Source organism: Methylobacterium sp. EM32, assembly GCF_040593685.1.
Classification (GTDB): Bacteria; Pseudomonadota; Alphaproteobacteria; order Rhizobiales; family Beijerinckiaceae; genus Methylobacterium.
In genome coordinates, this window is sequence record NZ_JBEXZS010000176.1 from 18,832 (window position 1) to 45,664 (window position 26,833).

Here is a 26,833-nt window from a genome sequence, read left to right on the forward strand (position 1 = left end):
GCTTCTGTCAGGCCGCTTCGTCCGCGAGGTGCCGTCCGGTGATGAAGCCGAAGGTCATGATCGGCCCGAGGGTGATGCCCGCCCCCGGATAGGCGCCGCCCATGATGCTGGCCCGGTCGTTGCCGACCGCGTACAGGCCGGGGACCGGTCGGGCATCGGTGCGCAGCACGCGTCCGACCGTGTCGGTGCGCAGGCCGTCGAAGGTGCCGAGATCGCCCATGACCAGCTTGAGGGCGTAGAACGGCCCCTTCGCGACCGGGGCGACGTTGGGGTTGGGCCGGTGCTCGGCATCGCCGAGGAAGCGGTTGAAGGCGGTCGAGCCGCGCCCGAAGGCGGGATCCTCGCCGCGCGCGGCATCGCGGTTGTAGGCCTCCACCGTCGCGACCAGCCCGTCCGGATCGATGCCGGCCGCCCGGGCGAGGTCGGGCAGCGTCCGGCCGGTGACGAGGTAGCCGTTGCGGACGTAACGACCGATCGGGACCGGGGCCGGCTTGGCGTAGCCGAGGCCGTACTTGCGGATCGTCGGATGGTCGCAGATCAGCCAGGCGGCGGTCTCCGCCTCCCCCTCGCCGTCGCGGATCATCGCAGCGCCGGTGTCGTGGTAGGAATTCGCCTCGTTGGTGAAGCGCCGTCCATGTCGGTTCACCGCGACGATACCGGGCTTGTATCGGTCGACGAGATGGGGGAAGGCGCCCGTGCGCCCCCCGCCGAGGGGCACGCGCGATACCGGCATCCAGGCCGCCGCGTTGGCCATCCGGATCTCGAACGCGCCGCCGGCCGCTTCCCCGAGGCGGATGCCGTCGCCGGTATTGCCTTGCGGGGTCGGCGACAGGTGCTCGGCGCCGCGCTTGACGTGGGGGTAGGCCTTCGCGATCCGCTCCCGGTCGTGCGGGAAGCCGCCGCAGGCCAGCACCACCGCGCGCCGGGCGGAAATGCGGCGCACGCCCTCCGCATCGCGCACGACCGCCCCGGTGATCCGCCCATCGGTGACGCTCAGGCTCTCGGCCGCGGTGCCGGTGCGGATCGGGATGCCGAGGTCGAAGGCGGTCTTGGCGAGCCGTGCCGCCAGCGCGTTGCCGCTGGTGATCTGGACGCCGCGGCGGTGGATCGCCAGGTCCTTGAGGTGACGGGCGAGGCGGCGCGCCACGTAGGCCGCCGAGGTCAGCGAGCGGGTCGCCCGGAAGAAATGCTTCAGGTCCTCGTTCGAGGAGTTGAACATCATCCCGATGAAGGTGATCGTCTCGAGCGGCGGGCGCAGCCGGGCGATCTCGCGCCCGAGCTGGCGCGCATCGAAGGCCGCCGCCGTGACCGAGCGTCCGGCCTTCGCGCCGCCCGGCGCGTCCGGGTGGTAATCGGGATAGCCCGAGAGCACGAACTTGACCTCGGTCTCCCGCTCGAAGAACTCGATCATGCGCGGCCCCTCGTCGAGGAACGCCTCGACCGCCGCCTCGTCGTAGGCGTTGCCGGCCTCGTGGCGCAGGTAGGTCCGGGCGGCTTCGCGCGTGTCGGTGAGCCCGGCGCGCACCGCGTGGGGGTTGCCGGGCACCCACAGCACGCCGCCCGAGAAGGCAGTGGTGCCGCCGAAGAACGGCTCCTTCTCGATCACCAGCACGTCGAGACCGCGCTTCCTCGCCGTGATCGCGGTCGCGAGACCGCCGGCACCGGAACCGACGACGAGCACGTCGCAGGCGAGATCGCTGGCTGCCTGGGGCGCCATGGCTTCTCCTCTCTCGGGTAAGGCGGTGCCGGGATGCGCGGGACCGGCGGCTCGGCCGCCCGGACCCGTCGGCATCGGGCGCTGCGCGCCCTTGCCTCTCCGCCTCTTGCCTCCCGTCTCCCGCGAGCTCTGTCGGCTCGCGAGGACCATGCGCAGAGGCTACCGGAAGGCCTGCCCGGCACAATGGACAGAAGCCGCGTTCGATTGCACTTTTCCCGCGCGGGCCGCGGCGTGTCCGGGAGGGGGCGGATGGCACAGACGAGACGGGAATCCGGACCGGCCGCGCCGGTCGAGCGCTATCTCCTCTACGGGGAGCCGGTCCAGAGCGTCGAGGCGCGCTTCCTGCACGTCGAGCCGATCCGCTTGCGCAGCGGCCGGCACCATTGGACCATCGCGCCCCACGCCCATGCGGACTTGCACCAAATCCTGCTGGTCACGCAGGGCGGCGGCGTGATGCGCGCCGAGGCCGAGCACTTCCCGATCACTCCGCCAGCCCTGCTGGTCGTTCCCTCGGGTGCGATCCACGCCTTCGACTTCGTGGCCGGGACCGACGGATGGGTCATCACCGTGGCTGACTCGATGGCGGCAGACGTTGCCCGGGGCGAGGCGGCCATCGACCGCCTCCTGCGCCGGGCAGCCTGCATCGGCGGCCTGGACGACGAGGCGGTGGCCGGGCTCTCGGGCGCCTTCACCGAGCTGTCGCGGGAATTCCTGTGGTCGGCCCCGGCCCGGAGGCTCGCCATCGAGGCCGGGCTGATCCGGATCCTCGTGGCGGCGGCCCGCATGGTGGATGCGCAGGGCCAGGAGGACGCACCGAGATCGGCGGAGGCCGCGCTGATCGCCCGCTTCCAGCAGCTCGTCGAGCAGGAGTTTCGCACGGTCCAGACCGTGTCCGAATACACCCAGCGACTCGCCGTGACCGAGGACCGGCTGCTCGCGGCCTGCCAGCGCCGGTTCGGCCAGCCGCCCAAGGCGCTGATCCAGCGCCGTGTCCTGGTCGAGGCACAGCGCTGGCTGATCTACACCACGCTGCCGCTCGCCGAGATCAGCCACGCGCTCGGTTTCCGGGATCCGGCTTACTTCTCGCGGGTGTTCAAGAAGAAGACCGGCGAGACGCCGCAGGCGTTCCGCGCCGCGCGGGCGACCGCTCACGCGTCTTAGAGCCCTCCACGATTGCGCTGCAATCGCGAAGCTCTCCAGGTTTTTGATTGTGCCGCATACCTTCGACGAACCGGTATCCACTTCGTCGGAAAATGCTCTAGAAGTCTGGTCCCGGAGTTTGCCGGTGCGGATCGAGAGTGAACTTGTCCTATGGTGCATCCGTCGACTCGCCGGTGAAGGATGCGCCCTCAAGCCCTGGGATCAACCATCTCTCGCGCAAGTCTGCTCAGGCCGCACCGGTCAGGTAGGCGTCGATCGGACGGAGGATCCGGCCGCTCTCGATTGGGACGCAGGAAGCGGGAAAGTCCTGAGTGAAGCGTGCGCCGCGGTCGCGGGCGAGGTTGAGGAAGCGGTCGAGCTGGTTCATCGCTCCCGTCGCGATGTCGTGCAGCACGATCAGCGCCTCGGGCTGCGAGAAGCATTGCTCGAGCGCGCGCTCGACCCAGCCGTCCGGCTGCGCCCAGTCCTCCGGAATCGCATTCCACAGGACGCAGGTGAAGCCGCCGCGGACCAGGACGTCGACGGCCTCTGGGTTCAACAACCGCTTGTCGAGGAGGCCGCCGCCGCCGAAGGGCCGGAAGAACCTGCGCTCGTGCGAGAGGTCCCCGATCAACTCTTGCGTGCGGTCGATCTCGAACGTGGCGGTGCCGGCGGCGCGGCTCATCCCGAGCGGCACGAGGTGATTGTAGGTGTGGTTGCCGATCGCATGACCCTCGTCATGCGCCCGCTCGCACAGGTAGCGGCGCTCGCGCAGCTTGTCGCCCAGGACGAAGAAGGTCGTCCGGATGCCGTGGCGCCGCAGGATCTCCAGCACCTGCGGCGTCACGTCGGGATCGGGGCCGTTGTCGAACGAGAGCGTGATCTGAGTCATCGACCGATGTTCCTGAATGTCGTCCCCCTCGTGGGGCGGTGTCATGCGGGTCCCCAGCGGTGGCTGCGGGCGGTCCTGCCGGATCGCCGTCGCCGTGCGGAGATCGGCTTCGCTCGGGCGCGCGGAGCCTCCGGCTTGCGCCGCGCGGGGCGGTGGCGGGACGTCCGGACGCTGCGTCAGCCCGGCTCGCCGGAGCGCGTCGCGAAGCGCCAATGCGCGGTGCGGTGCTCGATTTGGCCGACGAGCGCGCCGAACAGGAACACCAGCAGGACGACCAGCAGGATCCCGGCGAACACGTGCGGGCTGTCGAGCAGCGTGCGGTACCGCGAGATGAGGTAGCCGATGCCTTCCGAGGAGGTCAGCATCTCGGCGACGACGACCCCGACAATGACCAGCGCGCCGCCGACGCGGAACGACGACAGCACGGTCGGCAGGGCCGCGGGCAGCAGCACCCGGGTGATCGTCTGCAGCCGCGAAGCCCGCATGCTGCGGGCGATGGTGAGGTATTGCCGGTCGATGGTCTGGATGCCGGCCATCGTGCCGAGCAGGCAGGGAAGCAGGCCGTAGAGGCTCGCGAAGACGATCTTCGATTGCGGCCCGATCCCGAACCAGGCGGTGAAGAGCGGGTAGAGGATCACGAGCGGCACGGCGTAGAGCCCGGAGGCCAGGGGCTGGACGGTCCGCCGCAGCGGCGCGATGGAGCCGACCAGCAATCCCAGCCCGATCCCCAGGCCGCAGGCGGCCAGCATGGCGATGCCGATCGCCCGCAGCGAGAGCAGCAGGTGCGCGGCGTAGTCCCCTGCCGATCCGGCCATGGCCGCGAGCGTTTGCGACAGCGGCGGAAGGAAGAGCTCCGGGACGAGCCCGAGGCGCGGCAGGGCTTCCCACAGGACCAGGATTCCGGCGCCGAGCAGGAGCCGCACGGCCGAGGGTGGGAGGGCCGGCCCGGGCGGGGCCGGGGAGGTCGCGCGGCTCATCTCACGCGCTCGCCTGGTGGCGGATCTGCTTCCAGATGCGCTCGCGCAGCTCCGCGAATTGCGGCGTCGCCATCATCTCGTAGGTCCGCGGACGCGGCAGCGCCACCTCGATCCGGTCGATGATCCGGCCGGGCCGCGCCGACATCACCACGATCTCGTCGGCGAGGTAGGCCGCCTCGGTGAGCGAGTGGGTCACGAAGACCACCGTCTTGCCCGTCTCCGCCCAGATGCGGAGAAGCTCGTCGCCCATGGTGATCCGGGTCTGCTCGTCGAGCGCGGCGAAGGGCTCGTCCAGCATCAGGATCGAGGGATTCTGCACCAGTCCGCGGGCGATCGAGACGCGCTGCTTCATGCCGCCCGACAGTTCGTGCGGGTAGCGGTCCTCGAAGCCGCTCAGCCCGACGAGCGCGAGCTTCTCGCGCGCCCGGGCTGCGCGCTCCGCCTTCGGTACCCGCCGCAAGGAGAGCGGGAACTCCACGTTGTCCTGCGCAGTGAGCCAGGGAAAGAGGCTCGCCTCCTGGAAGACGACGCCGACCCTGTCCGGATCGGGCTCGGTCATCGGCCGCCCGCCGCACAGGATCGTCCCCGTCGTCGGCCGGGTCAGGCCCGTCATCATCATCAGGAGCGACGACTTCCCACAACCGCTCGGCCCGACGATGACCACGAACCGCCCGGGCTTGATCGCGAGGTCGATGCCCGCGAGGGCCTGCGTGACGCGCCCCGCCGCTGTATAGGTGTGGTCGAGGCCCGCGACGCCGACCGCGCCCGCCGCGGAGGCGACGACGCGCAGCGGCGCCTTCCCGGCGGGGCCCGGGGCGGAAGCCGGCGGAGCGGGGCTCCTGGCCGTGGTCGTCATCAGCTCCTCCAGTGCTCGCAGCGGGCCTCGAACCAGCGCACGGCCTCGTTAAAGAGGATGGCCGCCGCCGCGACGATCAGGATGCCGGCCAGCAGCTCCTTCAGCATGTAGTTCTCGCCCCAGCTGGCGATCAGCTGCCCGAGGCCGGCGCGCGAGGCGTACATCTCCGCCAGCAGGATGCCGGTGAGGTTGAAGATCATCGCGATGCGCACCGCCTCCAGCAGGATCGGCATCATCGCCGGCATGTAGACCCGCCGGACGATCTGCCACCTCGTCGCCGCATAGGCGCGCGCCACGCGGACGTGCTCGCTCTTCACCGATTCGAGGGCGGTGAAGCTGCTGATCAGCACGATGAAGATGGTCGAGAAGACGCCGAAGCCGACCTTCTGCCCGAAGTTGATCCCGAAGGCGAGGATGAACATGGGCAGGAAGATGGTCTTCGGGATCGAGAAGACCAGGAAGATGACCGGCTTCAGGACCGCGCTCCAGTAGCGGCTCTCCGCGATCGCGAAACCGAGCCCGATGCCGAGCGGCACCGCGATGACGAAGGCCACCAGCACCTCGGCCACGGTGACGCCGACGCTCGCCAGGAAGGCGGGGCGCCCCATGAGGGCGAAAGCGGTCGCCAGCACCTCGCCGATCGGCGGCAGCAGGTCCGGCGTCATCACGCCGAGGGACAGGCTCGCCTGCCAGGCCGCCGCGACGAGGCCGACGAGTCCGATCCAAGGCAGCAGGCCCCCGATCCGGCGCAGCGCGCCGGGCGGGCGGGCTCGCGTCAAAGCCATCACGCGGCGACGACGGGCGTGAAGGCGGTGGTGTAGATCTGGTCCGGCGGCGCGAGGTTCTTGAAGCCGCCGAGGCGCGCGAGGTCGGACGCCGCCTCGACCTGGGCGACGGTGAACCGGCCGTCGGTAGAGAGCTTCATGAACGTCTCCTCGAATTCCTGCGCGGCGACTGCCTCGGAGACGCTGTTGGCCTCGGCGATAATCCTGACCGCCTCGTCGCGGTTCTTCTGCAGGTGGACGACCGCGCCGTAGAGCGCCGCCAGCGCGGCGCGCAGCATCTCGGGCTGCTTGCCGATCAGCGTGTCCGGGGCCGACCAGCTGACCGCGAGGTGGGAGGGCATCGCCGCCGCGTAGTCGAGCAGCGACACGGTCTGCCTGGCCTGCAGCGTCTGGAAGCTCAGCGGCGAGTAGACGACCGCGGCATCGACGTTGCCCGAGAGCAGGTTGGGCACCAGGCCGCCGCCGCCGAGCGGCACGCTCGTGAAATCGATTCCGTGCTGGGCCCGCGTCCACAGCGCCATGACGTCGGACAGCGATCCGGCGGTGGTGATGCCGACCTTGCGGCCCGCGATGTCCTTGACGTCCTTGATCGGCGAGCCCGTCTTGACCAGCAGGCGCCACCCCGTGTTGGCGCTGGCGGAGAGGGCGAGGATCTTCGTGTTGACGCCGCGGGTGCGGCCGGTCGCGATCTGGGAGACGAGGCCGGTGATGAGGTCGGCCGCGCCCGCCGCCTGCGCCTCGAAGGATTCGCCGCCGCTGCGATAGACGGTCAGCTCGGGGTCGAGGCCGGCCTTGGCGAACAGACCCTGCTTCACCGCGACGTCCGCCACCACGGAGGGCCACCACGTCTTGGTCGCGAGCCCGATGCGGATCCGCTGACTGGCCGCGCGCAGGGAGGGCGCGCCGAGCGCGAGCGACGCGGCGCCGGCCGCGAGGCCGAACGCCGCCCGGCGCGTCATCCCGCCCGGCTTCGTCGACAAGGGGCTCTTCATGCTCTCCTCCTGGTGATCCTGGTCCTCGGGCGATTCTGGCCCTCTGGCGCGCCCGATCGCTGTCCGACGACGGGGATGCCGGTCCGTTGGCGACGGGCGGGCACCATCCGGGCGCGACCCGATCGTGCTGCGGTCAGGGCGCGCCTGGGTTGAGCGCGCCGCTCCCGGCACCGACCGTGCGCAGGTATGCGACGATCGCGTCGACCGGCATCACGTCGCCGTACTTGAGGTCGATGTCGACGAGGCTCTGGGCATGGGCGTCTTGCAGCCGGTCGGCGGTCGCCTCGCGCGCCACGATCGTCCGGAAACCGTGCGAGCAGGCATCGACGGCGCTCGCCCGGACGCAGCCACTGGTCGTGCAACCGGCGATGACCAGGGTGTCGACGCCGCCCGCCCGGAGGTCGTCGGCGAGCCCCGTCCCGAAGAAGCAGCTCGCGAAGCGCTTGACGAGGATACGGTCGCCGGGGACGCGCAGCAGCCGCGGATCCTGGTCCACGCCCTCGCTGCCGGTCACGAGGGCGTCCAGCCCGGCGATCTTGCTGCGCCAGACGCCGGAATCCCGGCCCGGGTCGTCGTAGGCGATCGTCGACAGGATAACTGGAATGCCGGCCCGCTCCGCCGCGGCGAGCAGGCGATTGGCCTCGGTGATCGCCGGGGTCATGTCCATGCCGAGTCTCGCATCCGGGGCCGTGAAGGCCCTGGTGAAATCCACGACGAGAAGCGCCGGGCTGCGCCCGAGGCCGACGCGGGTCCCGAACCCGCGATCCCTTGCGCGCGCGATGTCGTTCGCCATCCCGTTCCCCACCCGCGGCAGCGGTTCTTGGATGCCGGCTGCCTTGCGGCCAGCATTGCGCACTTTCGGTCCCCTGTTTACGGGCAATGATCAGAAAATAATTTTTCCAGATCGTCGAGAATGCGAGGCCGCGATGGCGTCCGGGGCGGGGAGCATCAACGACGCCAGCATCATGTCGCTGCGCTGCTTCGTGGCCGTGGTCGAGACGCAGAACTTCTCGGCCGCGGCGCGCCAGCTGCGCGTCGCGCCGTCCTCCGTGACGAAGGGAATCCAGCTTCTGGAGAGTGCGGTCGGCGTCGCACTGTTCCATCGGACCACGCGGCGCATGACCGTGACGGAGGCCGGCGCGCGCTTCTACGAGCAATGCGTCGGCATCCTCACGCAGCTCGACCGCGCCACCGCGGCGATGGCGGCGGAGAAGGCGCTGGGCGGCAACCTGCGGATCACGGTGCCGCCCTCCTTCGCCGCCTCGATCCTCGGGCCGAACCTGCCCGGGTTCCTGCGGCAGCATCCGGCGATGTCGATCGACGTGATCGTGACGAGCGACACCCCCGACCTCATCGGCGGGCGCATCGACGCGGCGATCGTCGTGCAGGACGAGCCCTCGACGAAGCTGAGGCACCTTCTGCTGGCCGCCTGCCCGCGCGTGCTCTGCGCCGCGCCGGGCTACATCGATCGCCACGGCGCGCCGCGCCGGCCGGCCGATCTCGGCCGGCACCACTGCATGTCGAGCCGCTTCTCGGACCTCGCCGAGACCTGGCATTTCCGCTGCGGCGAGCGCCAGGAGAGCGTGCGGGTCTCAAGCACGCTCCTGTCGAGCAGCGGCGAGCTTCTGCGCCAGGCCTGCATCAACGGCGGCGGGATCGCGAACCTCTACTCGTTCCACGTTCGCGACGACCTGGAGAGCGGCCGGCTCGTCCGCGTGCTGCCGGACTACGTGCCGCGCGCCCGAAACGTCTACGCGATCATCCCGCACCACCAGATCGTGCGGCCGCAGACGAAGGCGTTCCTGAGCTTCGTGAGCAGGCTGGTCCGGGACGCCCTCGGGGCGGATGCCGCGGACATCGCGCTGGATCTGGAGCAGCTGACCGCCTGACCCGCGGGATCGGTCAGCCGGGTCCCGGATGTCCGGCGCCGAGCCAGCGTCGGGCGACCGCGAGGTCGTCGGCGATCAGCCCGTGGCCGCCGACGACACGATGGAACTCGACCTCGCCACCCTGGCTCCGCAGCGTCGCCGCCAGCCCCTCGCCCAGGGCCGGGGGTGCGATCTCGTCGGCCTCGCCGGCGAGGACCAGGATCCGGGTCCGGCTGAGGTGCGCGCGCGGGGCCGTCCGGAGCGGATTGACCGCGCGCAGCAGCACCGCACCCGCGAGCACGCCGGCATGGTGCTGCAGGATAGCGGCGGCGACGTTGGCGCCGTTGGAATAGCCGACGGCGACCGGCGGCGCGAGACCGTGGCGGGTGCAGGCCGCCAGGACGAACCGCGCCAGCGCCCCGGCGTGCCGCCGGACCGCGTCCTCGTCGAAGACGCCCTCGGAGAGCCGCGGGAAGAAGCGGAGCTTGCCGTTCTCGCTCACGCTTCCACGGACGGCCAGGACGGCGCTGCCGGGCGACAGGCTCCGGGCGAAGGGAAGCAGCTCCGTCTCGTCCCCGCCGGTGCCGTGCAAGAGCAGCAGCGGCGGGGCGCCGGGCGCCGAGGCCGGCAGGACGATGTGGTGGAACCCGTCGGGCTCAGAGCCGCTCATGCCAGTCCTCGATGCCGATCTGCAGCGGCAGCAGGATCCGCACCACGCAATTGTACCACGCGACCGTGAGGACGAGTTCCAGCCGCTGCGGCTCGTCCAGCACCAGGCACAGGCCGTCCCAGAGGGCGTCGTCGACGCGTCCGGAGCGCGTCACGGCCCGGGCGAACCGCATCACCAGGCGCTCGGTGTCGGAGAAGATCGCGGCCGTCTCAAAGTCGGCGAGCGCATCGAGCTTCGCGTGGCTCACCCCGGCCTTGACGGCGGAGTTCCAGTGATGGGCCACCTCGTAGTCGGACCGGGTTTCCAGCCCGACGGTGAGGACCGCGAGCTCCCGCAACTGGCGGTCGAGCAGCCGGCTCTGGCGCAGGGACATCGCCATGGCAAGGACCCCGTCGCAGAGGTTCGGCGCGTTGGCGATCGCCAGGAAGACGTTCTCGACGGGGTTGCCCCGCAGGGCTTCCAGCCGGTCGAACAGGTCCTGGTGGTCGGGTCCGACGCTCTGCCGGCTGGCATAGGCGATACGGCTGATATCGGGCGGCATGTCGCGTCCCTCCGGTGCGTCGGGCTCCCAGGCTAGCCAAGCTCTGACGAGTGACATAGTGATTTATCCGCATCCGATGCATCGACGGCATCACTCGATGGAGACGCGCGATGGAGCTGCGCCATCTCCGCTATTTCGTCGCCCTGGCCCAGGAGCTCAGCTTCACCCGGGCGGCCCGCCGGACGCACGTCACGCAATCGACGCTCTCGCATCAGATCCGACAGCTCGAGGACGAGGTGCAGCAGCGGCTGTTCGAGCGCGCGGGCCGCCGGGTCCGCCTGACGCAGGCGGGCCAGAGCCTCCTTCCCGGCGTCCTGCGCGCCCTCGCCGAGCTGGATGGCGGGCTGCGGGCGATCAGCCCGCCGGCGACGGTCCTCCGGGGGCACCTGCGGATCGGCGCCAGCCAGACCTTCGCCCTCGACCTGCTCCCCGCCTGCCTGGCGCGCTACCTGGACGACCATCCCGGGGTGAGGGTGACGGTCGAGGAGCTGCCGGCCGACGCGATCGAGGCGCGGCTCATCGCCGGCGCGCTCGACCTCGGGATCGCCTACCGGCCGAGGGACCCGGCGCGCGTCTCGTTCGAGCCGGTGTTCCAAGAAGCCCTGATGCTCGTCGTGGGCTCCGAGCATCGATTCGCCAGGCGCAAGCTCGTCCACATGGCGGAGCTGCACAACCAGGCCCTGGCCCTGTTCACGAGGGACTTCTCGACCCGCCGGCTGATCGACGATTGCTTCCGTCACAGCAACGCGGCGCCCGACATCCGGGCCGAGATGACGACGATCGGGCCGATCCTCGGCCTCGTCGGCCGTCACCGGATCGGGGCGATCCTGTCCGCACAGGCCCTGCCGACGGGGGCGAACCTGCGGGCGATCCCGCTCGACAATCCCGGCCTGATACGGACATGGGGCGTCATGCTCCGCCGCGACTGTCCGCCGTCGCCCGAGACATACGCCCTGCTCGCGCTGATCCGCGCCGAATGCCGGACCCTAACCGCCCACTGCACGGCGCTCGCCGACTGAGCCGGGCCGGTGCGGATTTCGCGCGTCCGCCCAGGACTTTGGCCTGGTGTCTCCAGCGGCGCCGACGGGGCGGCCGCGCCGCGGCTGAGGTGGCGGATCGTCGGTCCGCCCGCCCGTGAAAGATCTTGACATGGCGCAGCTCCCGGCATTTTCTGACTGACAAGTCAAAAATTATGGGATGGAAATGCTGCTGCCCCCGGAATTGCGGGCGTTTCGCGCGGAGGTGCGGGCGTTCTGCCGCGGCGCCCTGCCGTCCGACATCCGTCGCAAGGTCGAGCGCAACCTGTCGCTGACGCGGGAGGACCACGCGCGCTGGCAGAAGATCCTACACGGCCGGGGCTGGATGGGCGGGCACTGGCCCGCCGAATTGGGCGGCCAGGGCTGGGGCCCGGCGCAGCGCTGGCTGTTCGAGCAGACGCTGGCCGAGGAGGGCGCGCCGTGGCTCATCCCGCTCGGCGTCGCCTATGTCGGGCCGGTCCTCTACACCTTCGGCAACGAGGCCCAGAAGCGGCGCTTCCTGCCCCCGATCCTGTCCGCCGACGAGTTCTGGGCGCAAGGCTACTCGGAGCCGAATGCGGGATCGGACCTGGCGGGTCTCAGGACGCGCGCCGTGCGCGAGGGCGACGCCTACATCCTCAACGGCCAGAAGACCTGGACGACCTACGCCCACTGGGCGGACTGGATGTTCTGCCTGGCGCGCACGCAAGCCGGGGACCGGCCCCAGGACGGGGTGTCCTTCCTCCTCGTCGACATGACGGCGCCGGGCGTGACGGTCCGGGCGATCCCGACGATGGACGGCAAGCACCACGTCAACGAGGTGTTCTTCGACGACGTCAGGGTCCCGGCGGAGAACCTCGTCGGCGAGGAGGGCAAGGCCTGGACCTACGCCAAGTTCCTGCTCGTCCAGGAGCGGCTGATCTCGGCCGAGACCGGAAAGGCCCGTCATCTCCTCGGCCGCCTGCGAAGGGCCGCCGGGGAGACCCTGGAGGGAGGGCGCTCCCTCGCCGAGGACGCCTCCCTGCAGAGGCGGATCGCCGAGGCCGAGATCGACATCCGGGCGCTGGAGGCGGTGTGCCTGCGCCTGCTCGGCCGGGCGGAGGGCAGCGTCCCGACCGGCGTGGAGGCGAACCTCCTGAAGATCCGCGGGACCGAGATCGAGCAGGACGTGACCGAGCTGATGATCCGGGTGACATCCCGCCGGGGCCTGCCGTTCGATCCGGCGGCGTTCCGCCCGGACTGGAACGGGGCCGAGATCGGCCCGGACGGCGCGATTGGGCTTGCCGGCGAGTTCCTGCATCTGCGCGCGGCCACGATCTACGGCGGCTCGAACGAGATCCAGCGCGGCATCATCGCCAAGCAGGGGCTCGGCCTATGAGCGCGGCGGCCGACGACGACCTGCGGGCGGCCCTCGTCGAGGGCGCGACGGGCTGGCTGGCCGGGGCCTACGGGTGTGAGCGCCGCCGCAGGACCCTCGCGGAATCCGGCTTCGACCGCGACGCCTGGCGGGAGATGGCGTCCTTCGGCTGGTTCGGCATCGCCGTGCCGGAGGAGCGGGGGGGCCTGGGGCTCGGGCTCGGCGACCTGGCGGCGCTGATGCGTACGGTCGGGGCCGCGAACCTGCCGGAGCCCGTCACCGCGGTGGCGGGGGTCGCGGCCCCGCTCCTCGCGCGGGCGGCGGAGCGCGGATCCGGCGGGTCCGCCGCGACCGGCGATCTGAATGGACTTCTCGCCGGCGAGCGGATCGTCGTCCTGGCCCACGCCGAACCCGCGAGCGGCTTCGACCGCGGCGTCGTGACGACCCGCACGGTGCGGGACGGCGCGTCCTGGCGGCTCGACGGGGAGAAGAGCGCCGTCGAGGGCGGGGCGCAGGCGGACGTGCTGCTGGTGAGCGCCCGGACCGAAACCGGCCTCGCGCTCTTCCGCGTCGAGCCGGAGGCCCCGGGCGTGACGATCACGCCGTTCCGCTCCCTCGACGGGCGCGCCCTGGCCGACCTGCGCTTCGAGGGCGCGCGGCTTCCCGCCGACGCGCTCCTGCCGGTCGCCGACCCTGAGGCCGCGATCGACGCGGCGTTGGAGCGCGGCGCGCTGCTGACGATGGCGGAAGCGGTCGGCGCGATGGAGGTCCTGGTTGCCGACACCGTCGCCTACCTCAAGACGCGCCGGCAATTCGGCCAGCCGATCAGCAAGTTCCAGGTGTTGCAGCACCGCGCCGTCGACATGCAGATCGCCCTCGAGGAAGCGCGCGCGGTCGTGGACCTCGCAGCCGAGACCGATCCGGGCGATCCCGCCGAGCATCGCCGGGGCGTCGCGACCGCCAAGGTCGTGGGTGCGCGTGCGGCCCGCCGGATCAGCCGGGAGGCGGTGCAGATGCATGGCGGCATCGGCATCACCGAGGAACTGCGCGTCAGCCACCTGTTCCGGCGGCTCGTCGTGGCGGAGAGCCTCTACGGCGATGACGACTACTACCTGCGCCGGTTCCAGAACGCCGCAGCGCCCTGACAACGAGAACAAAGCGGCAAGAAAAGAACGGGAGGAACGATCGTGGGACTCTACGACGGCTACGAGACCATCACGGCGGAGCGGCGCGGCCGCATCCTCACGCTGACGCTGAACCGCCCCGAGCAGCTGAACGCCGTCAATGCCAGGCTCCACACCGAGCTGTCGCGCATCTTCGTCGATGCGCGCCGCGATCCCGAGGCCGACGTGATCGTGCTGACCGGGGCGGGCCGGGCGTTCTGCGCCGGCGGCGACATCGACTGGATGCAGAGCTCGATCGACCGTCCCGCCGATTTCGAGGAGACGGCGCGCGAGGCCAAGGAGATCGTGTTCGGCCAGCTCGACCTCGACAAGCCGGTCATCGCCCGCGTCAACGGCCACGCCACGGGCCTGGGCGCCTCCCTCGCCCTCCTGTGCGACGTCGTCATCATGGCGGAGACGGCGAAGATCGGCGATCCGCACGTCTCGGTCGGGCTCGTCGCCGGCGACGGCGGCGCGCTGATCTGGCCCCAGCTCGTCGGCTACGCAAAGGCCAAGCACTACCTGTTCACCGGCGACCTGATGACCGCCCGGGAGGCCGAGCGGATCGGCCTCGTGACCGACGTCGCGGCCGAGGGCGAGCTCGACGCCAAGGTCTACGGCCTCGCCGAGCGGCTCGCCTCGGGCCCGCTCAAGGCGATCAAGTGGACGAAGGTGACGGCGAACCTGCCCCTCAAGGCCCTCTTCCACTCGCATTTCGACGCCGGCGTCGCCTGGGAATGCGCCACGAACCTGACCGCCGACCACCAGGAGGCGGTGAACGCCTTCCGGGAGAAGCGCAAGCCCGTCTTCACCGGGCGCTGACGCCGACCGATACCCCGGGCGGCCGGCCCGGGATCTCAAGACGAACGAAGATGATCCGGGGGGAAACCATGATCTCACGTCGCGCCTTGCTCGCCGGCGGCGCCGGTTCCGCGCTCGCGCTCTCGGCCAACCCGCGCATCGCGGTCGGGCAGACCAACGAGCCGATCAGGATCGGCGTCGTCACGCCGCTCTCCGGGCCGCAAGAATTCATCGGCTCCTTCGTCAAGTCCGGGGCCGAGGTCGCGGCGGAGATGATCAACAAGGCCGGCGGCGTGAAGGGCCGGCCGCTCCAGCTCGAGTTCCGCGACGAGAAGGCGAACCCGGCGGCCGCCACCACGGTCGCCCGCGAGCTGCTCGGCCTCGGCTACAACCTCCAGCTCGGAACGATCTCCTCGACGGTGGCGCTCGCCTACGGCCCGCTGATGCAGCAGGAGAACGGCATCAACCTGACCTGCGGCGCGGGCACCGAGAAGCTCAACCACGAGAACTACACCCCGAACGTCTTCCGCGTCGGGGACGGCACCTACCGCATGCGGGCGCAGGCCCGCTTCATGGCCGAGAAGCATCCCGAGGTCACGAGCTGGACCGGCATCATCCCGGACCACGAATACGGCCGGACCGTCTGGGCCGTGTTCGTCGACGGCCTGCTGGAATTCTACCCGGCCCTCACCGGCAAGACGCCGACGATCGTCCCGCCCGTCCTCGTGCCCTACGGCAGCGGCGACTACCGCAACTTCATCACCCAGATGATGAAGTCGCCGGCAAAGGGCGTCGTGAACGCCACCTATGGCGGCGACGCCGCGACGTTCTTCCAGCAGGCGCGCCCCTACGGCCTGTTCCGCGACCGCATCCTCATGGATGCCGCCAACGAGTTCATCGTCGCGAATGCCCTGAAGGATCAGGTGCCCAAGCACTGGACCGGCAGCCACTGGTACTACGCCAACAACAAGTCGCAGCTCTCGCAGGACTTCTACCAGGCCTACGTCGCGAAGACCGGCAACAGGATGCCGATGGGCTGGGCCGGCGAGGCCCAGGCCGCCGTCTCGGCCTACGCGGCCGCGATCGCCAAGGCCGGCTCCACCGACACGAAGGCGGTGATCGCGGCGCTCAAGGGCCTGACCTGGGACACGGTGACCGGGCCGCGCACGATCCGGGCCGAGGACAACCAGGCGATCAAGAACCTCGAAGTCATCCAGATCGAGCCCGCCCCGGGCACCGATATCGGTTTCAAGGTCTCGGACTATGTCCAGATCCCGGGCGCCCCCGTGATCGAGCCCGCCACGCCCGGGCAGAAGATGACGCTCCGCACGGCCTCCTGACCCGCCGAACCACGCCGCGAATCGGGCCGCGTGCGGCCCCTCCCCTCTCCGACGAGGCGCGCATGCTCGCCGACTGGCCCTCTCTCCTCTTCAACGCCCTCGGCTGGGGGATGGCGACGTTCCTGGTCGCGGCCGGGCTGACGCTCGTCTTCGGGATCCTGCACGTCCTGAACTTCTCCCATGGCGGCTTCTTCATGATCGGCGCCTACCTGGCGTTCACGATCAGCGCGGCGATCGGATCGACGAGCCTCGTCGCGTTCCTGGGAGCGAGCCTCGCCGCCGCCCTGGTGGTCGGAATCCTGGGGCTCGTGGTCGACCGCGCCGTGTTCCGGCGCCTCGCAGAGGTCGACGGGGCCTACGTGCTCGTCGCGACCTACGCGCTGCTCCTCGTCTGCAACGGCGCGGTGAAGCTGATCTGGGGGCTCAACGTGCAGAGCGCCCAGCCGCCAGCGGCCCTGTTCGAGGTCACGATCCTCGGCGACCTCGTGATGCCGCACTACGCGATGTTCGTGATCGCCGCCGGGATCGTGGTCTATCTGGCGCTCGAATGGCTGCTCAACCTGACGGCGGCCGGCAAGCTGATCCGCGCCATCGCGGCGGATCCCTGGATGGCGCAGCTGCTCGGCGTCAATGTCGGGCTCGTCTATTCCGCCACCGTCGCGCTCGGCTTCGCCCTCGCGGGGCTCGCGGGCGGGTTCCTGGTCGCCAACCAGAGCCTGTCGCCGGACCTCGCGGGCATCTTCATCATCCAGGCCTTCGGCGTCGTCATCATCGGCGGGATGGGCTCGATCCGCGGCGCCTTCCTGGCCTCGCTGCTGCTCGGCCTCGTCGACAGCTTCGGGACCGCCCTCCTGCCCGACATGCCGGGCATCCTGTTCTTCGTCGCCCTCGCGGTCCTCCTCCTTGTCAGGCCGCAGGGCCTCCTCGGCTCCGGGCGGCTGGCATGACGCGCACCCGTTCCCCCGCCCCGGCCTTCCTGCTGACGCTCGCCCTCGTGGTCGGCTGCGCGCTGGCGCTCCCGGCCTTCGTGAACCGCGGCGTCGTCTTCATGGCGGGCATCGTGGCGATCAACGTCGTCCTCGGGCTCTCCTACAACTTCCTGTTCTCGACCGCGGGTCTCCTGTCCTTCGGCCAGGCCGCCTTCTCGGCGGCGGGCGCCTACGCGACGGCGCTCCTGCTCCTCAACGCGCCGGGCATCCCCTTCCTGCTCGTGCTCCTGGCTTCCGCCCTCGTCGGGGCGGTCCTGGCCGTGCTGATCGGCCTCATCGCCCTGCGCCGCACCGAGGGCGTCTATTTCGCGATCCTGACGCTCGCCTTCAGCGAACTCGTCCACGCCGTCATCGCCAAGACGCGGTTCTTCGGCCGCAACGACGGGCTGACCGGGATCCCGCGCCCGACGCTCTCCTTCGGCGTCGGCGCGATCGACCTCGGCCCGGGCGACCGCTACTACGCCTTCGTAGTCCTGGCGGCGGCGCTCGTGACGGCGATCCTGTGGTGGATCACCCAGTCGCGCCTCGGACGCTCGCTCCGGGCGGTGCGGCTCGACCCGATGCGCGCGGCCTTCCTCGGCATCGACGTCCAGCGGCGCCGCCTGCAGGCCTTCGCGATCGCCGGCGCCGCGACGGGCCTCGCCGGGGGCCTCGGCGCGCCGCTCACCTCGCTCGTCAGCCCCGACCTCGCCCATTGGGCGGAATCGACGAAGCCGATCCTGTTCACGCTGCTCGGCGGGGCCGGGACGTTCTGGGGGCCGGCCGTCGGGGCGCTCGTCTACGCCGCCGTCGAGTACGGCACGCGCAGCCTCGCCGGCGCGTCCGACCTGATCACCGGGGGGCTGCTGCTGGCCGTCGTGCTGGCGGTGCCCGGCGGGATCCTCGGCCTCGCGGCGCGGCTGCTGCGCCGCCGGGATCCGGCGCGCCCGCGGACGGCCGCCGTCGCCCCGCGCGCCGCACCCGCCGGAGGTGCGCCATGACGAAGAGCCTGTCGGTCCAGGGGCTGTTTGCCGGATACGGCCGGACCACGATCCTCAAGGACGTGTCGATCGAGGTCGCGACCGGCGAGCGCCACGTGGTGATCGGGCCGAACGGTGCCGGCAAGACCACGTTCTTCCGCTCGCTCTGCGGCGAGGTCCCGGCCATGGCGGGCCGCATCCTGTTCGAGGGGCGGGACGTCACGGCGCTGGCAGGATTCCGGCGCGTGCGGGCCGGGATCGGGCGCTCGTTCCAGGTGGCGCGGATCTTCGGCGAGATGAATCCGGTCGAGAACGTCGTCGTGGCGATCGAGGCGCGCGGGGCGAAGACCTCCCGCCCGAGCCTGCGGGTCCGCCCGCGGCCGGACATCCGCGACGAGGCCGAAGCCATACTGGCCGATCTCGGCCTCGACCCGCGCGAGGATTCCCCGGCCCGCATCCTCAGCCACGGCGACAAGAAGCGCCTGGAGCTCGCGATGATGCTGGCCTTGCGCCCGCGCTTGCTCCTTCTCGACGAGCCGACGGCCGGGATGGCGTCGGGCGACCGCAGGGCCTCGGTCCGCCTCGTCGAGCGGATCGTCCGCGAGACCGGCGCCACCCTGGTCCTGACCGAGCACGACATGGACGTCGTCTTCCAGATCGGCACGCGGATCAGCGTGCTGCATTACGGCGAGATCGTCGCGTCGGGCACGCCCGACGAGGTGCGGGCGAATGCCTTCGTGCGCGACATCTATCTCGGGCGGGGCGGACGTCATGGGTGAAGGCAGGGAGCCCATGCTGGAGGTCGGCCCGCTCGACGCCTTCTACGGCGACAGCCACGTCCTGCACGGGGTCGCCCTCGCGGTCGGGGCCGGCGAGGGCGTGGCCCTGCTCGGGCGCAACGGGGCCGGCAAGTCGACGCTCCTCAAGGCGCTGCTCGATGCCGGACCGCGCAGCGCCGGCCCGGTCCGGTTCGAGGGTCGGCCCCTCGACGGCCTGCCGACGCACCGGCGCGCCCGTCTCGGCCTGTCGCTGGTCCCGGAGGACCGGCGCATCTTCGGCCACATCTCGGTGGCCGAGAACCTCGAACTCGCCGCCCATGCCTGCGGGCCCGGCATCGTGCCGCGCAGCGTCGCCGAGGTCGCGGCGCTGTTCCCGCTGCTGCAGCCGATCCTGGACCGGGGCGGCGCGCGGCTCTCGGGCGGGCAGCAGCAGATGGTGGCGGTCGGGCGCGGCCTCGTGCCCCGGCCCAAGCTGCTCCTGCTCGACGAGCCGGCCGAGGGGCTGGCGCCGCTGATCGTCGAGGACCTGGCGCGGGAGATCGCCCGGGTGCGCCGGGCCGAGAACCTCGCCCTGCTCGTGACCGAGCAGAACGTCGACTTCGCCCGCGCCTGCACGGACCGGCTCTACCTGATCGATTCGGGCACCATCGTGTTCTCCGGGGACTGGGCCGCCTTCGACGCCCGGCCGGAGCTCGAGAGCGAGTATCTCGCGCTATGAGGTTGAAGCCATGAAGGATCTCGGCGGCTGGGACACGCGGATCGACGCGGGCGAGATCGCGCGCTGGCGCGCGAGCGGCGCGTGGCGCGCCCGCACCATCGCCGAGGACGCCCGCGACTGGGCCCTGCGCGAGCCGGACCGGATCTGCGCCCGGTCCGCCGACGACGCCCTCACCTACGGCGAGGCCCTGGTGCGGGCCGAGCGGCTGGCGGCCGGCCTGTGGGGCCTCGGTCTGCGCCCCGGCGACGTACTCGCCTTCCAGCTGCCGAACTGGCTCGAGGCCGTCGCGGTCGACCTCGCCTGTGCGCTGATCGGGGTGGTGGTGGTCCCGATCGTGCCGATTTACCGCGGCGCCGAGGTCGCGCAGGCGCTCGCCGATTGCCAGGCCAAGGCGATGATCGTTCCCGAGCGTTATCGCAATTTCGACTACGCGGCGATGCTGCGCGACCTCGCCCCGGCTTTGCCCGACCTGACGCACCGGATCGTCGCCCGCGGCGAGGCTCTGGCCGGCGAGATCGCCCTCGACGACCTGATGCAGGGCAGCGCCGCCGTGCCGTGGCCCGCGCAGCGGGCCGAGGCCGTGAAGATGATCCTCTACACATCGGGCACGACCGGCCGGGCGAAGGGCGTGCTCCACACCCACGAGACGATGCCGCGCTCCCTCGAGCGCTGCCTCGTCCATTGGGGCCTTCGGCCCGGCGACACGTCGCTGATGCCCTCGCCGGTGACCCACATCACCGGGTTCAGCTGGGGATTGGAGATGCCGTTCTACCACGGCGTCGGCACGGTCCTGATGGAGCGCTGGCAGGCGGACGAGGCCGTCGCCCTCATCGATCGCCACGGCGCGGCGGTCACGGTCGGCGCGACGCCGTTCCTCGCCGAACTGGTGGAGGCGGCGGAGCGCGCCGGCTCCCGTCTGCCCTCGCTCAAGGTCTTCGCCTGCGGCGGCGCAGCGGTCCCGCCGGGCCTCGTGCGGCGCGCCAATGCGTGCTTCGCGAACGGGCGCGCCTGCCGCGTCTACGGCTCGACCGAAGCCCCGATGGTGACGCTCGGCTGGGTCGGGGACGGCACGGCGGATCTCGCGGCCGAGTCCGACGGCGAGATCGTCGATTACGACACGCGGGTCGTCGACGAGGCGGGCGCCGCCGTCGCGCCCGGGCGGGAGGGCGAGTTCCAGGTCCGCGGCCCGGCCCTGTTCGCCGGCTACGCCGACGCGCGGGAGACGGAGGCCGCCTTCACGCCCGACGGCTGGTTCCGCATGGGCGATATCGGCTACGTCTCGCCGGAGGGGGCCGTCGTCGTCACCGGGCGCAAGAAGGACCTGATCATCCGCGGCGGCGAGAACATCTCGGCCAAGGAGATCGAGGACGCCCTGCACCGGCACCCTCTCGTGCGGGAGGTCGCCGTCGTGGCGATGCCGCATCCGCGCCTCGTCGAGACGGTCTGCGCCTACGTCGTGCCGGCGGAATCCGGCGCACCGGACCTCGCCGAGCTCGGGCGGCATCTGGAAAAGGCCGGCCTCGCCCGGCAGAAGATCCCCGAATACCTCGAGATCGTCGAGGAACTGCCGCGGACGGCCTCGGGCAAGATCAAGAAGGACACCCTGCGCGCCATGATCGCCGACATCGTCGCCAAGCGGGCCATGTCCGCGTGAACGAGGACCACCTTGCCCGGGAGGATCGCGCCGGGGACGAGCCGGCGGAGGCTCCGGACGACAAGACCCCGGACAGCAGGGCGCCAGGGGCGCGCAAGCGGCCGAGCACCCGCCGCCAGCTCGCCAAGAACGAGGCGACGCGGGCGGCCCTCGTCGCGGCGGCTGGCCGGGTCGTCGGCCGGCACGGCTATGCGGGGGCCTCCATCGCCCGGATCACCGCCGAGGCGGGGATCGCGCACGGCGCCTTCTACCTCCACTTCGCGAGCCGGCAGGCCCTGTTCGACGTCCTGCTGCTCGAGATCGGCAACGACATGCTCGACGCGATCAGCGCCGCCATCCGCGACAGCCGCTCGCTGGAAGAGATCGAGCGCCGGGGCATCACCGCCAACTTCGCCTACCTGGCGCAGCGCCCCGAGATCGACCGGGTGATGAACGAGGCGGAGGTGGTCGCGCCGGACGCGTTCAACCGCTTCATGCGGCAGATGCAGGAGCGCTACCGGCGCTCGCTGATCCGGAGCCGCGAGGCGGGCGAGCTGCGCGGCTTCTCGGACGACGAGATCGAGGTCGTCGCCGCGCTCCTCACTGGCGCGCGCTCCTACCTGCTCAGGCTCTTCGCCCGCAGCGGCGGCAGCGACATCCACCCGCTCGCGCAGACGCATATCGACGTCTACCTCGACGTTTTCCTCAACGGGATCCGCGCGCGATCCCCGAGAAGCAAGAAGTAACCCTGAAGAACGGGAGGATGGACGATGACCGGTTTTCGGAAAGGACCGACCGTGATCGCGGCAGCGATGGGCCTGGTCTCTGCGGCCGACGCGCAGGCGGCGGAGCCGGCCGACTTCTACGGGACCTGGAAGCTCCGCTCGGTCTCCGCCTGGATCGACGGCCGTGAGGTCAACCCGGCCGCCTACGGTCCGCACCCGACGGGCTTAATCCACTACCTCTCGGGCGGCCGCATGGCGGCGGTGATCGCCTATGACGGCCGCAAGCCGATGAAGGGCGACCGGCTCAAGGCGGCGGAATCCGAGAAGGCGGAGGCCTATGCGAGCTTCCTGGCCTATGCCGGGACGTTCCGCGTCGAGGGCGACAAGGTCGTCCACCACGTCGAGGCCTCGGCCTACCAGAACGACGTCGGGTCGGAGCAGGTCCGCTTCTTCCGGCGCGACGGAAACACGCTCCACCTCGAGAGCGTCCCGCTGATGCGGGACGGCAAGCCGCAGGTCTACAAGCTGGTCTGGGACCGCCTACCCGACCGCTGAGCCGCCGCGCGCCGGGCGATCCTTCCTCCGACGAGGCCGGCAGGCCGCGAAAGCTCTCCGCAGGCCGGAGAACGCGGATGATGTCGGGAAGATCGTGCCCGAGACCCGAGATACCGCTATGGTGACGGGCGGGATCGCCAGCAGACGGCCCATGCACCGCTACGACCTCGTCACCCTCGAACTCTTCATCGCCGTCGTCGAGGAGCAGAGCATCGCGGCGGCGGCCGAGCGCGCGCATATCGCGGCCTCGGCCATCAGCCGGCGCATCTCGGAGCTCGAGGCGATGCTCGGCACCGAGCTCCTCGTGCGCCACTCCAAGGGCATCGACCTGACCGAGGCCGGCACCGCCCTCCTCCACCACGCCCGCACCATCCAGGGCAGCGTCGCGGTGATGGATGCCGAGCTGCGCGACTTCGCCAGCGGCCTGCGCGGCCTGATCCGGGTCTCGGCGAACAAGTCGGCGATCATGGAATCGCTGCCGATGGAGCTCGCCGGCTTCCTCGCCCTGCACCCGCTGATCCGCATCGACCTCGAGGAAGGCATCAGCCCCGACATCGTGCAGCGGGTCGCCAGCAACCAGGCCGATCTCGGGATCTTCGGGGGCAACATCCCGGCGCCGGGATTGCAGATCGTGCCCTACCGGCACGACGAGCTCGTCGTCGTGCTGCCACGCGGCCACGTCCTGTCAGGGCGGGCCTCGGTCGCCTTCGCGGATCTCCTCGACCACGACTTCGTCTGCCTGGAGCGCGGCTCCTCGATCGAGACCCTGTGCCGGCGCGCCGCCGAAGATCTCGGTAGCGAGGTTCGGGTGCGGGTCCGGGTCGGCAGCTTCGAGGGCCAGTTGCGCATTATCGAGAACGGTCTCGGGATCGGCATCGTCCCGCGCCAGGTCCTCGAGGGGCAGATGCGCGAGACCGGGCTGACCGCGCTCGCGCTCAAGGATCCCTGGCGCCTGCGCCCGCTCCATATCGGCCTGCGCGACCACGCCAGCCTGTCGCGCCCGGCGCGCCGGCTGATCGCCTACCTGACCCAGCCATCTCCAAACGCGACGGCGGCATGCCGAACCGGCGCTTCGTGCGAGGGGGCACCGTCCCTACCCTCCGTCCCGCAGCTTCCCTCCGACTGAGAGGGCGCGCATCCGATGCGGCGAGAACGGCCGCGCGGGGGGAGGATACGTCATGACGGCGAAAACGCTGTTCGCGAAGATCTGGGACGAGCACGTCGTCAGCGACCTCGGTGACGGCGCCGTGCTCCTGCACGTCGACCGGCACCTGCTGCACGATCTCGGCGGCTCGCGCGGCCTGCTCGACCTGAAGCAGCGCGGCCTCTCCGTGCACAGCCCCGGCCTCACCTTCGCGACGCCCGACCACGCGATCTCGAGCGCGGCGGGCCGCGCCGGCACCACCGAGACCGGCTTGAGCCTGCTCCACGCCCTGCGGGCCGAGACGCGGGAGGCCGGCATCCGCCTGTTCGACGTCGGCGAGCGCGGCCAGGGCATCGTCCACGTCATCGGGCCGGAGCTGGCCTTAAGCCTGCCGGGCACGCTGATCGTCTGCGGCGACAGCCACACCTGCACCCATGGCGGGCTCGGCGCGCTCGCCTTCGGGATCGGCTCGTCGGAGCTGTCGCACGTGCTGGCGACGCAGACCCTGGTCCAGCGCCGGCCGAGGACCATGCGGGTGCGCTTCGAGGGCGCGATGGCGCAAGGCGTGCTGCCGAAGGACCTGATCCTGCACCTGATCGGGGTGATCGGAGCGGCGGGCGGCACCGGCTACGCGGTGGAATATGCCGGCTCGTCGATCCGGGCGATGCCGGTCGAGGGGCGGCTGACGATCTGCAATCTGTCGATCGAGCTCGGCGCCAAGATCGGCATGGTGGCGCCCGACGACGCCACCTTCGCCTACCTGAAGGACAAGCCCTACGCGCCGCGAGGCGAGGGCTGGGACCGGGCGGTCGCCGCCTGGCGGGATCTGCCGAGCGACCCCGACGCCACTTTCGACCGCGAGGTGGTGATCGACGTCGCCGAGGTCGCCCCGCAGGTCACCTGGGGCACCAGCCCCGAGCATGTCGTGCCGGTCGACGGCCTGATCCCCGATCCCGCCGCCGAGGCCGACCCGAGCCGGGCCCGCGCGATGGCGGCGGCGCTCGACTATATGGGCCTCTCCCCGGGCGGACCGATCGCCGGCACCCCCGTCGACTGGGTGTTCATCGGCTCCTGCACTAACGGCCGCCTGTCGGACCTGCGCGAGGCCGCCAGCGTCGCCCGCGGCCGGCACGTGGCCGACGGGGTGCGCGCCTGGGTCGTGCCGGGCTCCGAGATCGTCAAGCGCGAGGCCGAGGCCGAGGGGCTCGACCGGGTGTTCGTCGAGGCCGGGTTCGAGTGGCGCGAGCCGGGCTGCTCGATGTGTCTGGCCGCCAACGGCGAGGTCGTGCCGGCCGGGCAGCGCTCGGTCTCGACCAGCAACCGCAACTTCGTCGGCCGCCAGGGGCCCCGCGCCCGCACCCATCTGGCAAGCCCCGCGATGGCGGCCGCCGCCGCCCTCGCCGGCGCCATCGCCGACGTCAGGAGGGCCGGATGAACCGCTTCACCCGCCTCGAGGCCGTCGCCGCGCCGATCCTGATCGAGAACATCGATACCGACGTGATCATCCGCATCGAGCGGCTGGTCGGCAACGGCATCCGCGGCACGCTCGCGCCCTGGTGCTTCGGGGCGCTGCGCTACCGCGCCGACGGATCGGAGGATCCCGACTTCATCCTCAACCGGCCACCCTACCGCGAGGCGCAGATCATTCTGAGCGGGCGCAACTTCGGTTGCGGCTCGTCGCGCGAGGGCGCGGTGTGGTCGCTCCAGGAGCGCGGCGTCGCCTGCGTCATCGCCCCGAGCTTCGGCGACATCTTCTTCAACAACTGCTTCCAGAACGGCATCCTGCCGGTCGTCCTCGACGAGTCGATCGTGGCCGGCCTCGCCCGCGAGGTCGAGGAGAGCCAGGGCGCCGGCAAGGTCACGGTCGATCTCGAGGACTGCGTCGTCGTCTCGCCTTCCGGCAAGCGCGTCCCCTTCGCGGTCGAGGCGCGCCGGCGCGAGGCGCTGCTGCAGGGGCTCGACGAGATCGGCACGACGCTCCGGCAGGCCGACGCGATCGCGCGCTTCCAGGAGCGGGACCGGCAGGCCCGGCCCTGGGTATATGCGGCGAGAGATCTTGGGGGAGAGGCGGCATGAGCGGGACCAACATGATGCGCGTCGCGGTGATCGGCGGCGAGGGCATCGGGCCGGAGGTGACGGCCCAGGCGAGCCGCGTGCTCGCCTGGTTCTCCGAGCGCCGGCGGCTGCCGGTCGCGGTAACGGAGGCGGAGTTCGGGCTCGAGGCCTACCGCCGCACCGGCAAGGTGATCCCGCCGGAGACCCGCGCGGCGATCGAGGGCGCGGACGCGATCCTGTTCGGCGCCACCGGCGGCCCGGAGACTGCCGAGGTGCCGCCGGAGGCCCGCCGCGAGGGCAGCCTCCTGAAGCTGCGCCGCTCCCTCGACCTCTACGCCAACCTGCGCCCGATCGTGACCGATCCGGCCCTGTCCGAATCCGCCCCGCTGAAGGCGCGCGTCCTGGAGGGCGTCGACTTCGTCATCGTGCGCGAATTGTCGAGCGGCATCTATTTCGGCGAGCCGCGCGGGATCGAGACCCGGCCTGACGGCAGCCGGCGCGGCTTCAACACCAACAGCTACACCACCGGGGAAATCCGGCGGGTGGCCCGCTTCGCCTTCGAACTCGCCCGCAGCCGGCGCGGCAAGCTCTGCTCGGTCGACAAGGCCAACGTGATGGAGGCGAGCGTGCTGTGGCGCGAGGAGGTGATCGCGCTCCACGCCGAGGAATTCCCGGATGTCGAGTTGTCCCACATGTATGTCGACAATGCCGCGATGCAGATCGTGCGGGCGCCGAGCCAATTCGACGTCATGGTGACCGACAACATCTTCGGCGACATCCTGTCGGACTGCGCCGCGATGGCGGCGGGCTCGCTCGGCATGCTGCCTTCCGCCTCGCTCGGGCCGGCCGATGCGCGAGGACGGCGGACCGCCCTCTACGAACCGGTGCACGGCTCGGCCCCCGACATCGCCGGGCGGGGCATCGCCAACCCGCTCGGGTCGATCCTCAGCGTCGCGATGATGCTGCGCCTGACCCTAGGGCGGCCGGACGACGCGATCCTGCTGGAGCGGGCGGTCGGCGACGCCCTGGCGCACGGCGCCCGCACCGCCGACATCGCCGAGCCGGGGCGCGCACCCGTCTCCACCGCCGCCATGGGGGACTCCGTGCTGGCCTCGCTCGACCGCCTGGCGGGCTGACGGCCCGACGATCCCTCCACTCTCG

At 71.2% G+C, this 26,833-nt stretch carries 27 protein-coding genes; 18 read left to right on the forward strand and 9 right to left on the reverse strand.

What is annotated here, in order from left to right:
- Positions 1 to 7: 7 nt before the first annotated feature.
- The gene (locus ABZT49_RS23105) at positions 8 to 1,717 is read right to left on the reverse strand and encodes an FAD-dependent oxidoreductase (protein WP_355289336.1); all 1,710 of its coding nucleotides are present in this window, start codon (positions 1,715 to 1,717) and stop codon (positions 8 to 10) included.
- Between the two features lie 249 nt (positions 1,718 to 1,966).
- Here ABZT49_RS23105 and ABZT49_RS23110 point away from each other — a divergent pair, with 249 nt between their 5' ends.
- Positions 1,967 to 2,878: a helix-turn-helix domain-containing protein gene (locus tag ABZT49_RS23110; RefSeq protein WP_355289338.1), complete on the forward strand. Its 912-nt coding sequence runs from the start codon at positions 1,967 to 1,969 to the stop codon at positions 2,876 to 2,878.
- A 226-nt stretch (positions 2,879 to 3,104) separates the two neighbouring features.
- Here the strand turns inward: ABZT49_RS23110 and ABZT49_RS23115 are convergent, their stop codons facing one another.
- The 6 genes from ABZT49_RS23115 to ABZT49_RS23140 form a co-directional block, all read right to left on the reverse strand.
- A complete protein-coding gene (locus tag ABZT49_RS23115; RefSeq protein ID WP_355289340.1) occupies positions 3,105 to 3,749 on the reverse strand; it encodes a polysaccharide deacetylase family protein in 645 nt (214 codons plus the stop codon).
- Positions 3,750 to 3,925: 176 nt separating this feature from the next.
- On the reverse strand, positions 3,926 to 4,726 hold the full coding sequence (locus tag ABZT49_RS23120; RefSeq protein WP_355289341.1) for an ABC transporter permease: 801 nt from the start codon (positions 4,724 to 4,726) through the stop codon (positions 3,926 to 3,928).
- 1 nt (position 4,727) lies between these two features.
- Entirely contained in the window at positions 4,728 to 5,582 is an 855-nt protein-coding gene (locus ABZT49_RS23125) for an ABC transporter ATP-binding protein (protein ID WP_355289342.1), read from the reverse strand.
- The gene (locus ABZT49_RS23130) at positions 5,582 to 6,367 is read right to left on the reverse strand and encodes an ABC transporter permease subunit (protein WP_355289344.1); all 786 of its coding nucleotides are present in this window, start codon (positions 6,365 to 6,367) and stop codon (positions 5,582 to 5,584) included. The genes ABZT49_RS23125 and ABZT49_RS23130 overlap by 1 nt, the downstream gene beginning before the upstream one ends.
- Positions 6,367 to 7,359, reverse strand: coding sequence for an ABC transporter substrate-binding protein (locus tag ABZT49_RS23135; RefSeq protein ID WP_355289345.1), 993 nt, complete (start codon positions 7,357 to 7,359; stop codon positions 6,367 to 6,369). The genes ABZT49_RS23130 and ABZT49_RS23135 overlap by 1 nt, the downstream gene beginning before the upstream one ends.
- Before the next feature lie 133 nt (positions 7,360 to 7,492).
- A complete protein-coding gene (locus ABZT49_RS23140) occupies positions 7,493 to 8,152 on the reverse strand; it encodes an isochorismatase family protein (protein ID WP_355289347.1) in 660 nt (219 codons plus the stop codon).
- Positions 8,153 to 8,285: 133 nt separating this feature from the next.
- Here ABZT49_RS23140 and ABZT49_RS23145 point away from each other — a divergent pair, with 133 nt between their 5' ends.
- Positions 8,286 to 9,248: a LysR family transcriptional regulator gene (locus ABZT49_RS23145; RefSeq protein ID WP_355289349.1), complete on the forward strand. Its 963-nt coding sequence runs from the start codon at positions 8,286 to 8,288 to the stop codon at positions 9,246 to 9,248.
- 13 nt (positions 9,249 to 9,261) lie between these two features.
- Here the strand turns inward: ABZT49_RS23145 and ABZT49_RS23150 are convergent, their stop codons facing one another.
- Positions 9,262 to 9,897, reverse strand: coding sequence for an alpha/beta hydrolase (locus ABZT49_RS23150; protein ID WP_355289351.1), 636 nt, complete (start codon positions 9,895 to 9,897; stop codon positions 9,262 to 9,264).
- Complete coding sequence (locus tag ABZT49_RS23155; RefSeq protein WP_355289352.1) at positions 9,884 to 10,438, reverse strand: carboxymuconolactone decarboxylase family protein; 555 nt, start codon at positions 10,436 to 10,438, stop codon at positions 9,884 to 9,886. The genes ABZT49_RS23150 and ABZT49_RS23155 overlap by 14 nt, the downstream gene beginning before the upstream one ends.
- A 110-nt stretch (positions 10,439 to 10,548) precedes the next feature.
- Here ABZT49_RS23155 and ABZT49_RS23160 point away from each other — a divergent pair, with 110 nt between their 5' ends.
- The 16 genes from ABZT49_RS23160 to leuB all read left to right on the forward strand — a co-directional run bounded on the left by ABZT49_RS23160 (position 10,549) and on the right by leuB (position 26,808).
- Positions 10,549 to 11,457, forward strand: coding sequence for a LysR substrate-binding domain-containing protein (locus ABZT49_RS23160; RefSeq protein WP_355289354.1), 909 nt, complete (start codon positions 10,549 to 10,551; stop codon positions 11,455 to 11,457).
- Between the two features lie 184 nt (positions 11,458 to 11,641).
- Complete coding sequence (locus ABZT49_RS23165) at positions 11,642 to 12,832, forward strand: acyl-CoA dehydrogenase family protein (RefSeq protein ID WP_355289356.1); 1,191 nt, start codon at positions 11,642 to 11,644, stop codon at positions 12,830 to 12,832.
- Positions 12,829 to 13,956, forward strand: a complete 1,128-nt coding sequence (locus ABZT49_RS23170; RefSeq protein ID WP_355289358.1) for an acyl-CoA dehydrogenase family protein — start codon at positions 12,829 to 12,831, stop codon at positions 13,954 to 13,956. The genes ABZT49_RS23165 and ABZT49_RS23170 overlap by 4 nt, the downstream gene beginning before the upstream one ends.
- A 42-nt stretch (positions 13,957 to 13,998) precedes the next feature.
- Positions 13,999 to 14,796: an enoyl-CoA hydratase-related protein gene (locus tag ABZT49_RS23175; RefSeq protein WP_355289360.1), complete on the forward strand. Its 798-nt coding sequence runs from the start codon at positions 13,999 to 14,001 to the stop codon at positions 14,794 to 14,796.
- A gap of 68 nt (positions 14,797 to 14,864) precedes the next feature.
- Complete coding sequence (locus ABZT49_RS23180) at positions 14,865 to 16,115, forward strand: ABC transporter substrate-binding protein (RefSeq protein WP_355289362.1); 1,251 nt, start codon at positions 14,865 to 14,867, stop codon at positions 16,113 to 16,115.
- 62 nt (positions 16,116 to 16,177) lie between these two features.
- Complete coding sequence (locus tag ABZT49_RS23185) at positions 16,178 to 17,062, forward strand: branched-chain amino acid ABC transporter permease (RefSeq protein WP_355289364.1); 885 nt, start codon at positions 16,178 to 16,180, stop codon at positions 17,060 to 17,062.
- Positions 17,059 to 18,084 carry a branched-chain amino acid ABC transporter permease gene (locus ABZT49_RS23190; protein ID WP_355289366.1) on the forward strand — a complete coding sequence of 342 codons (1,026 nt, stop codon included), beginning with the start codon at positions 17,059 to 17,061 and terminating at the stop codon, positions 18,082 to 18,084. Before ABZT49_RS23185 ends, ABZT49_RS23190 begins: the two co-directional genes overlap by 4 nt.
- Positions 18,081 to 18,842, forward strand: a complete 762-nt coding sequence (locus ABZT49_RS23195; protein WP_355289368.1) for an ATP-binding cassette domain-containing protein — start codon at positions 18,081 to 18,083, stop codon at positions 18,840 to 18,842. The genes ABZT49_RS23190 and ABZT49_RS23195 overlap by 4 nt, the downstream gene beginning before the upstream one ends.
- A gap of 13 nt (positions 18,843 to 18,855) precedes the next feature.
- Positions 18,856 to 19,560 (forward strand): ABC transporter ATP-binding protein, encoded by a 705-nt coding sequence (locus tag ABZT49_RS23200; protein WP_355289370.1) that lies wholly within the window; start codon positions 18,856 to 18,858, stop codon positions 19,558 to 19,560.
- A gap of 10 nt (positions 19,561 to 19,570) precedes the next feature.
- Positions 19,571 to 21,214, forward strand: coding sequence for an AMP-binding protein (locus ABZT49_RS23205; protein ID WP_355289372.1), 1,644 nt, complete (start codon positions 19,571 to 19,573; stop codon positions 21,212 to 21,214).
- On the forward strand, positions 21,211 to 21,939 hold the full coding sequence (locus ABZT49_RS23210) for a TetR/AcrR family transcriptional regulator (RefSeq protein ID WP_355289374.1): 729 nt from the start codon (positions 21,211 to 21,213) through the stop codon (positions 21,937 to 21,939). Before ABZT49_RS23205 ends, ABZT49_RS23210 begins: the two co-directional genes overlap by 4 nt.
- 24 nt (positions 21,940 to 21,963) lie before the next feature.
- Positions 21,964 to 22,473 (forward strand): lipocalin-like domain-containing protein, encoded by a 510-nt coding sequence (locus tag ABZT49_RS23215; RefSeq protein ID WP_355289376.1) that lies wholly within the window; start codon positions 21,964 to 21,966, stop codon positions 22,471 to 22,473.
- A gap of 151 nt (positions 22,474 to 22,624) precedes the next feature.
- A complete protein-coding gene (locus tag ABZT49_RS23220; RefSeq protein ID WP_355289378.1) occupies positions 22,625 to 23,599 on the forward strand; it encodes a LysR substrate-binding domain-containing protein in 975 nt (324 codons plus the stop codon).
- A 52-nt stretch (positions 23,600 to 23,651) separates the two neighbouring features.
- Positions 23,652 to 25,052 (forward strand): 3-isopropylmalate dehydratase large subunit, encoded by a 1,401-nt coding sequence (gene leuC / locus ABZT49_RS23225; protein ID WP_355289380.1) that lies wholly within the window; start codon positions 23,652 to 23,654, stop codon positions 25,050 to 25,052.
- Complete coding sequence (gene leuD / locus ABZT49_RS23230) at positions 25,049 to 25,693, forward strand: 3-isopropylmalate dehydratase small subunit (protein WP_355289382.1); 645 nt, start codon at positions 25,049 to 25,051, stop codon at positions 25,691 to 25,693. Before leuC ends, leuD begins: the two co-directional genes overlap by 4 nt.
- Complete coding sequence (gene leuB, locus ABZT49_RS23235) at positions 25,690 to 26,808, forward strand: 3-isopropylmalate dehydrogenase (protein ID WP_355289384.1); 1,119 nt, start codon at positions 25,690 to 25,692, stop codon at positions 26,806 to 26,808. The genes leuD and leuB overlap by 4 nt, the downstream gene beginning before the upstream one ends.
- Positions 26,809 to 26,833: the final 25 nt, after the last annotated feature.

Coding starts and splice junctions, on each gene's coding strand:
- ABZT49_RS23195 (WP_355289368.1), top strand. CDS start 18,081: ATGACGAAGAGCCTGTCGGTCCAGGGGCTGTTTGCCGGATACGGCCGG.
- ABZT49_RS23125 (WP_355289342.1), bottom strand. CDS start 5,582: ATGACGACCACGGCCAGGAGCCCCGCTCCGCCGGCTTCCGCCCCGGGC.
- ABZT49_RS23150 (WP_355289351.1), bottom strand. CDS start 9,897: ATGAGCGGCTCTGAGCCCGACGGGTTCCACCACATCGTCCTGCCGGCC.
- ABZT49_RS23190 (WP_355289366.1), top strand. CDS start 17,059: ATGACGCGCACCCGTTCCCCCGCCCCGGCCTTCCTGCTGACGCTCGCC.
- ABZT49_RS23115 (WP_355289340.1), bottom strand. CDS start 3,749: ATGACTCAGATCACGCTCTCGTTCGACAACGGCCCCGATCCCGACGTG.
- ABZT49_RS23140 (WP_355289347.1), bottom strand. CDS start 8,152: ATGGCGAACGACATCGCGCGCGCAAGGGATCGCGGGTTCGGGACCCGC.
- ABZT49_RS23185 (WP_355289364.1), top strand. CDS start 16,178: ATGCTCGCCGACTGGCCCTCTCTCCTCTTCAACGCCCTCGGCTGGGGG.
- leuC (WP_355289380.1), top strand. CDS start 23,652: ATGACGGCGAAAACGCTGTTCGCGAAGATCTGGGACGAGCACGTCGTC.
- ABZT49_RS23170 (WP_355289358.1), top strand. CDS start 12,829: ATGAGCGCGGCGGCCGACGACGACCTGCGGGCGGCCCTCGTCGAGGGC.
- leuB (WP_355289384.1), top strand. CDS start 25,690: ATGAGCGGGACCAACATGATGCGCGTCGCGGTGATCGGCGGCGAGGGC.
- ABZT49_RS23130 (WP_355289344.1), bottom strand. CDS start 6,367: ATGGCTTTGACGCGAGCCCGCCCGCCCGGCGCGCTGCGCCGGATCGGG.
- leuD (WP_355289382.1), top strand. CDS start 25,049: ATGAACCGCTTCACCCGCCTCGAGGCCGTCGCCGCGCCGATCCTGATC.
- ABZT49_RS23220 (WP_355289378.1), top strand. CDS start 22,625: ATGCACCGCTACGACCTCGTCACCCTCGAACTCTTCATCGCCGTCGTC.
- ABZT49_RS23160 (WP_355289354.1), top strand. CDS start 10,549: ATGGAGCTGCGCCATCTCCGCTATTTCGTCGCCCTGGCCCAGGAGCTC.
- ABZT49_RS23135 (WP_355289345.1), bottom strand. CDS start 7,359: ATGAAGAGCCCCTTGTCGACGAAGCCGGGCGGGATGACGCGCCGGGCG.
- ABZT49_RS23145 (WP_355289349.1), top strand. CDS start 8,286: ATGGCGTCCGGGGCGGGGAGCATCAACGACGCCAGCATCATGTCGCTG.
- ABZT49_RS23215 (WP_355289376.1), top strand. CDS start 21,964: ATGACCGGTTTTCGGAAAGGACCGACCGTGATCGCGGCAGCGATGGGC.
- ABZT49_RS23110 (WP_355289338.1), top strand. CDS start 1,967: ATGGCACAGACGAGACGGGAATCCGGACCGGCCGCGCCGGTCGAGCGC.
- ABZT49_RS23205 (WP_355289372.1), top strand. CDS start 19,571: ATGAAGGATCTCGGCGGCTGGGACACGCGGATCGACGCGGGCGAGATC.
- ABZT49_RS23180 (WP_355289362.1), top strand. CDS start 14,865: ATGATCTCACGTCGCGCCTTGCTCGCCGGCGGCGCCGGTTCCGCGCTC.
- ABZT49_RS23105 (WP_355289336.1), bottom strand. CDS start 1,717: ATGGCGCCCCAGGCAGCCAGCGATCTCGCCTGCGACGTGCTCGTCGTC.
- ABZT49_RS23120 (WP_355289341.1), bottom strand. CDS start 4,726: ATGAGCCGCGCGACCTCCCCGGCCCCGCCCGGGCCGGCCCTCCCACCC.
- ABZT49_RS23200 (WP_355289370.1), top strand. CDS start 18,856: ATGCTGGAGGTCGGCCCGCTCGACGCCTTCTACGGCGACAGCCACGTC.
- ABZT49_RS23155 (WP_355289352.1), bottom strand. CDS start 10,438: ATGCCGCCCGATATCAGCCGTATCGCCTATGCCAGCCGGCAGAGCGTC.
- ABZT49_RS23165 (WP_355289356.1), top strand. CDS start 11,642: ATGCTGCTGCCCCCGGAATTGCGGGCGTTTCGCGCGGAGGTGCGGGCG.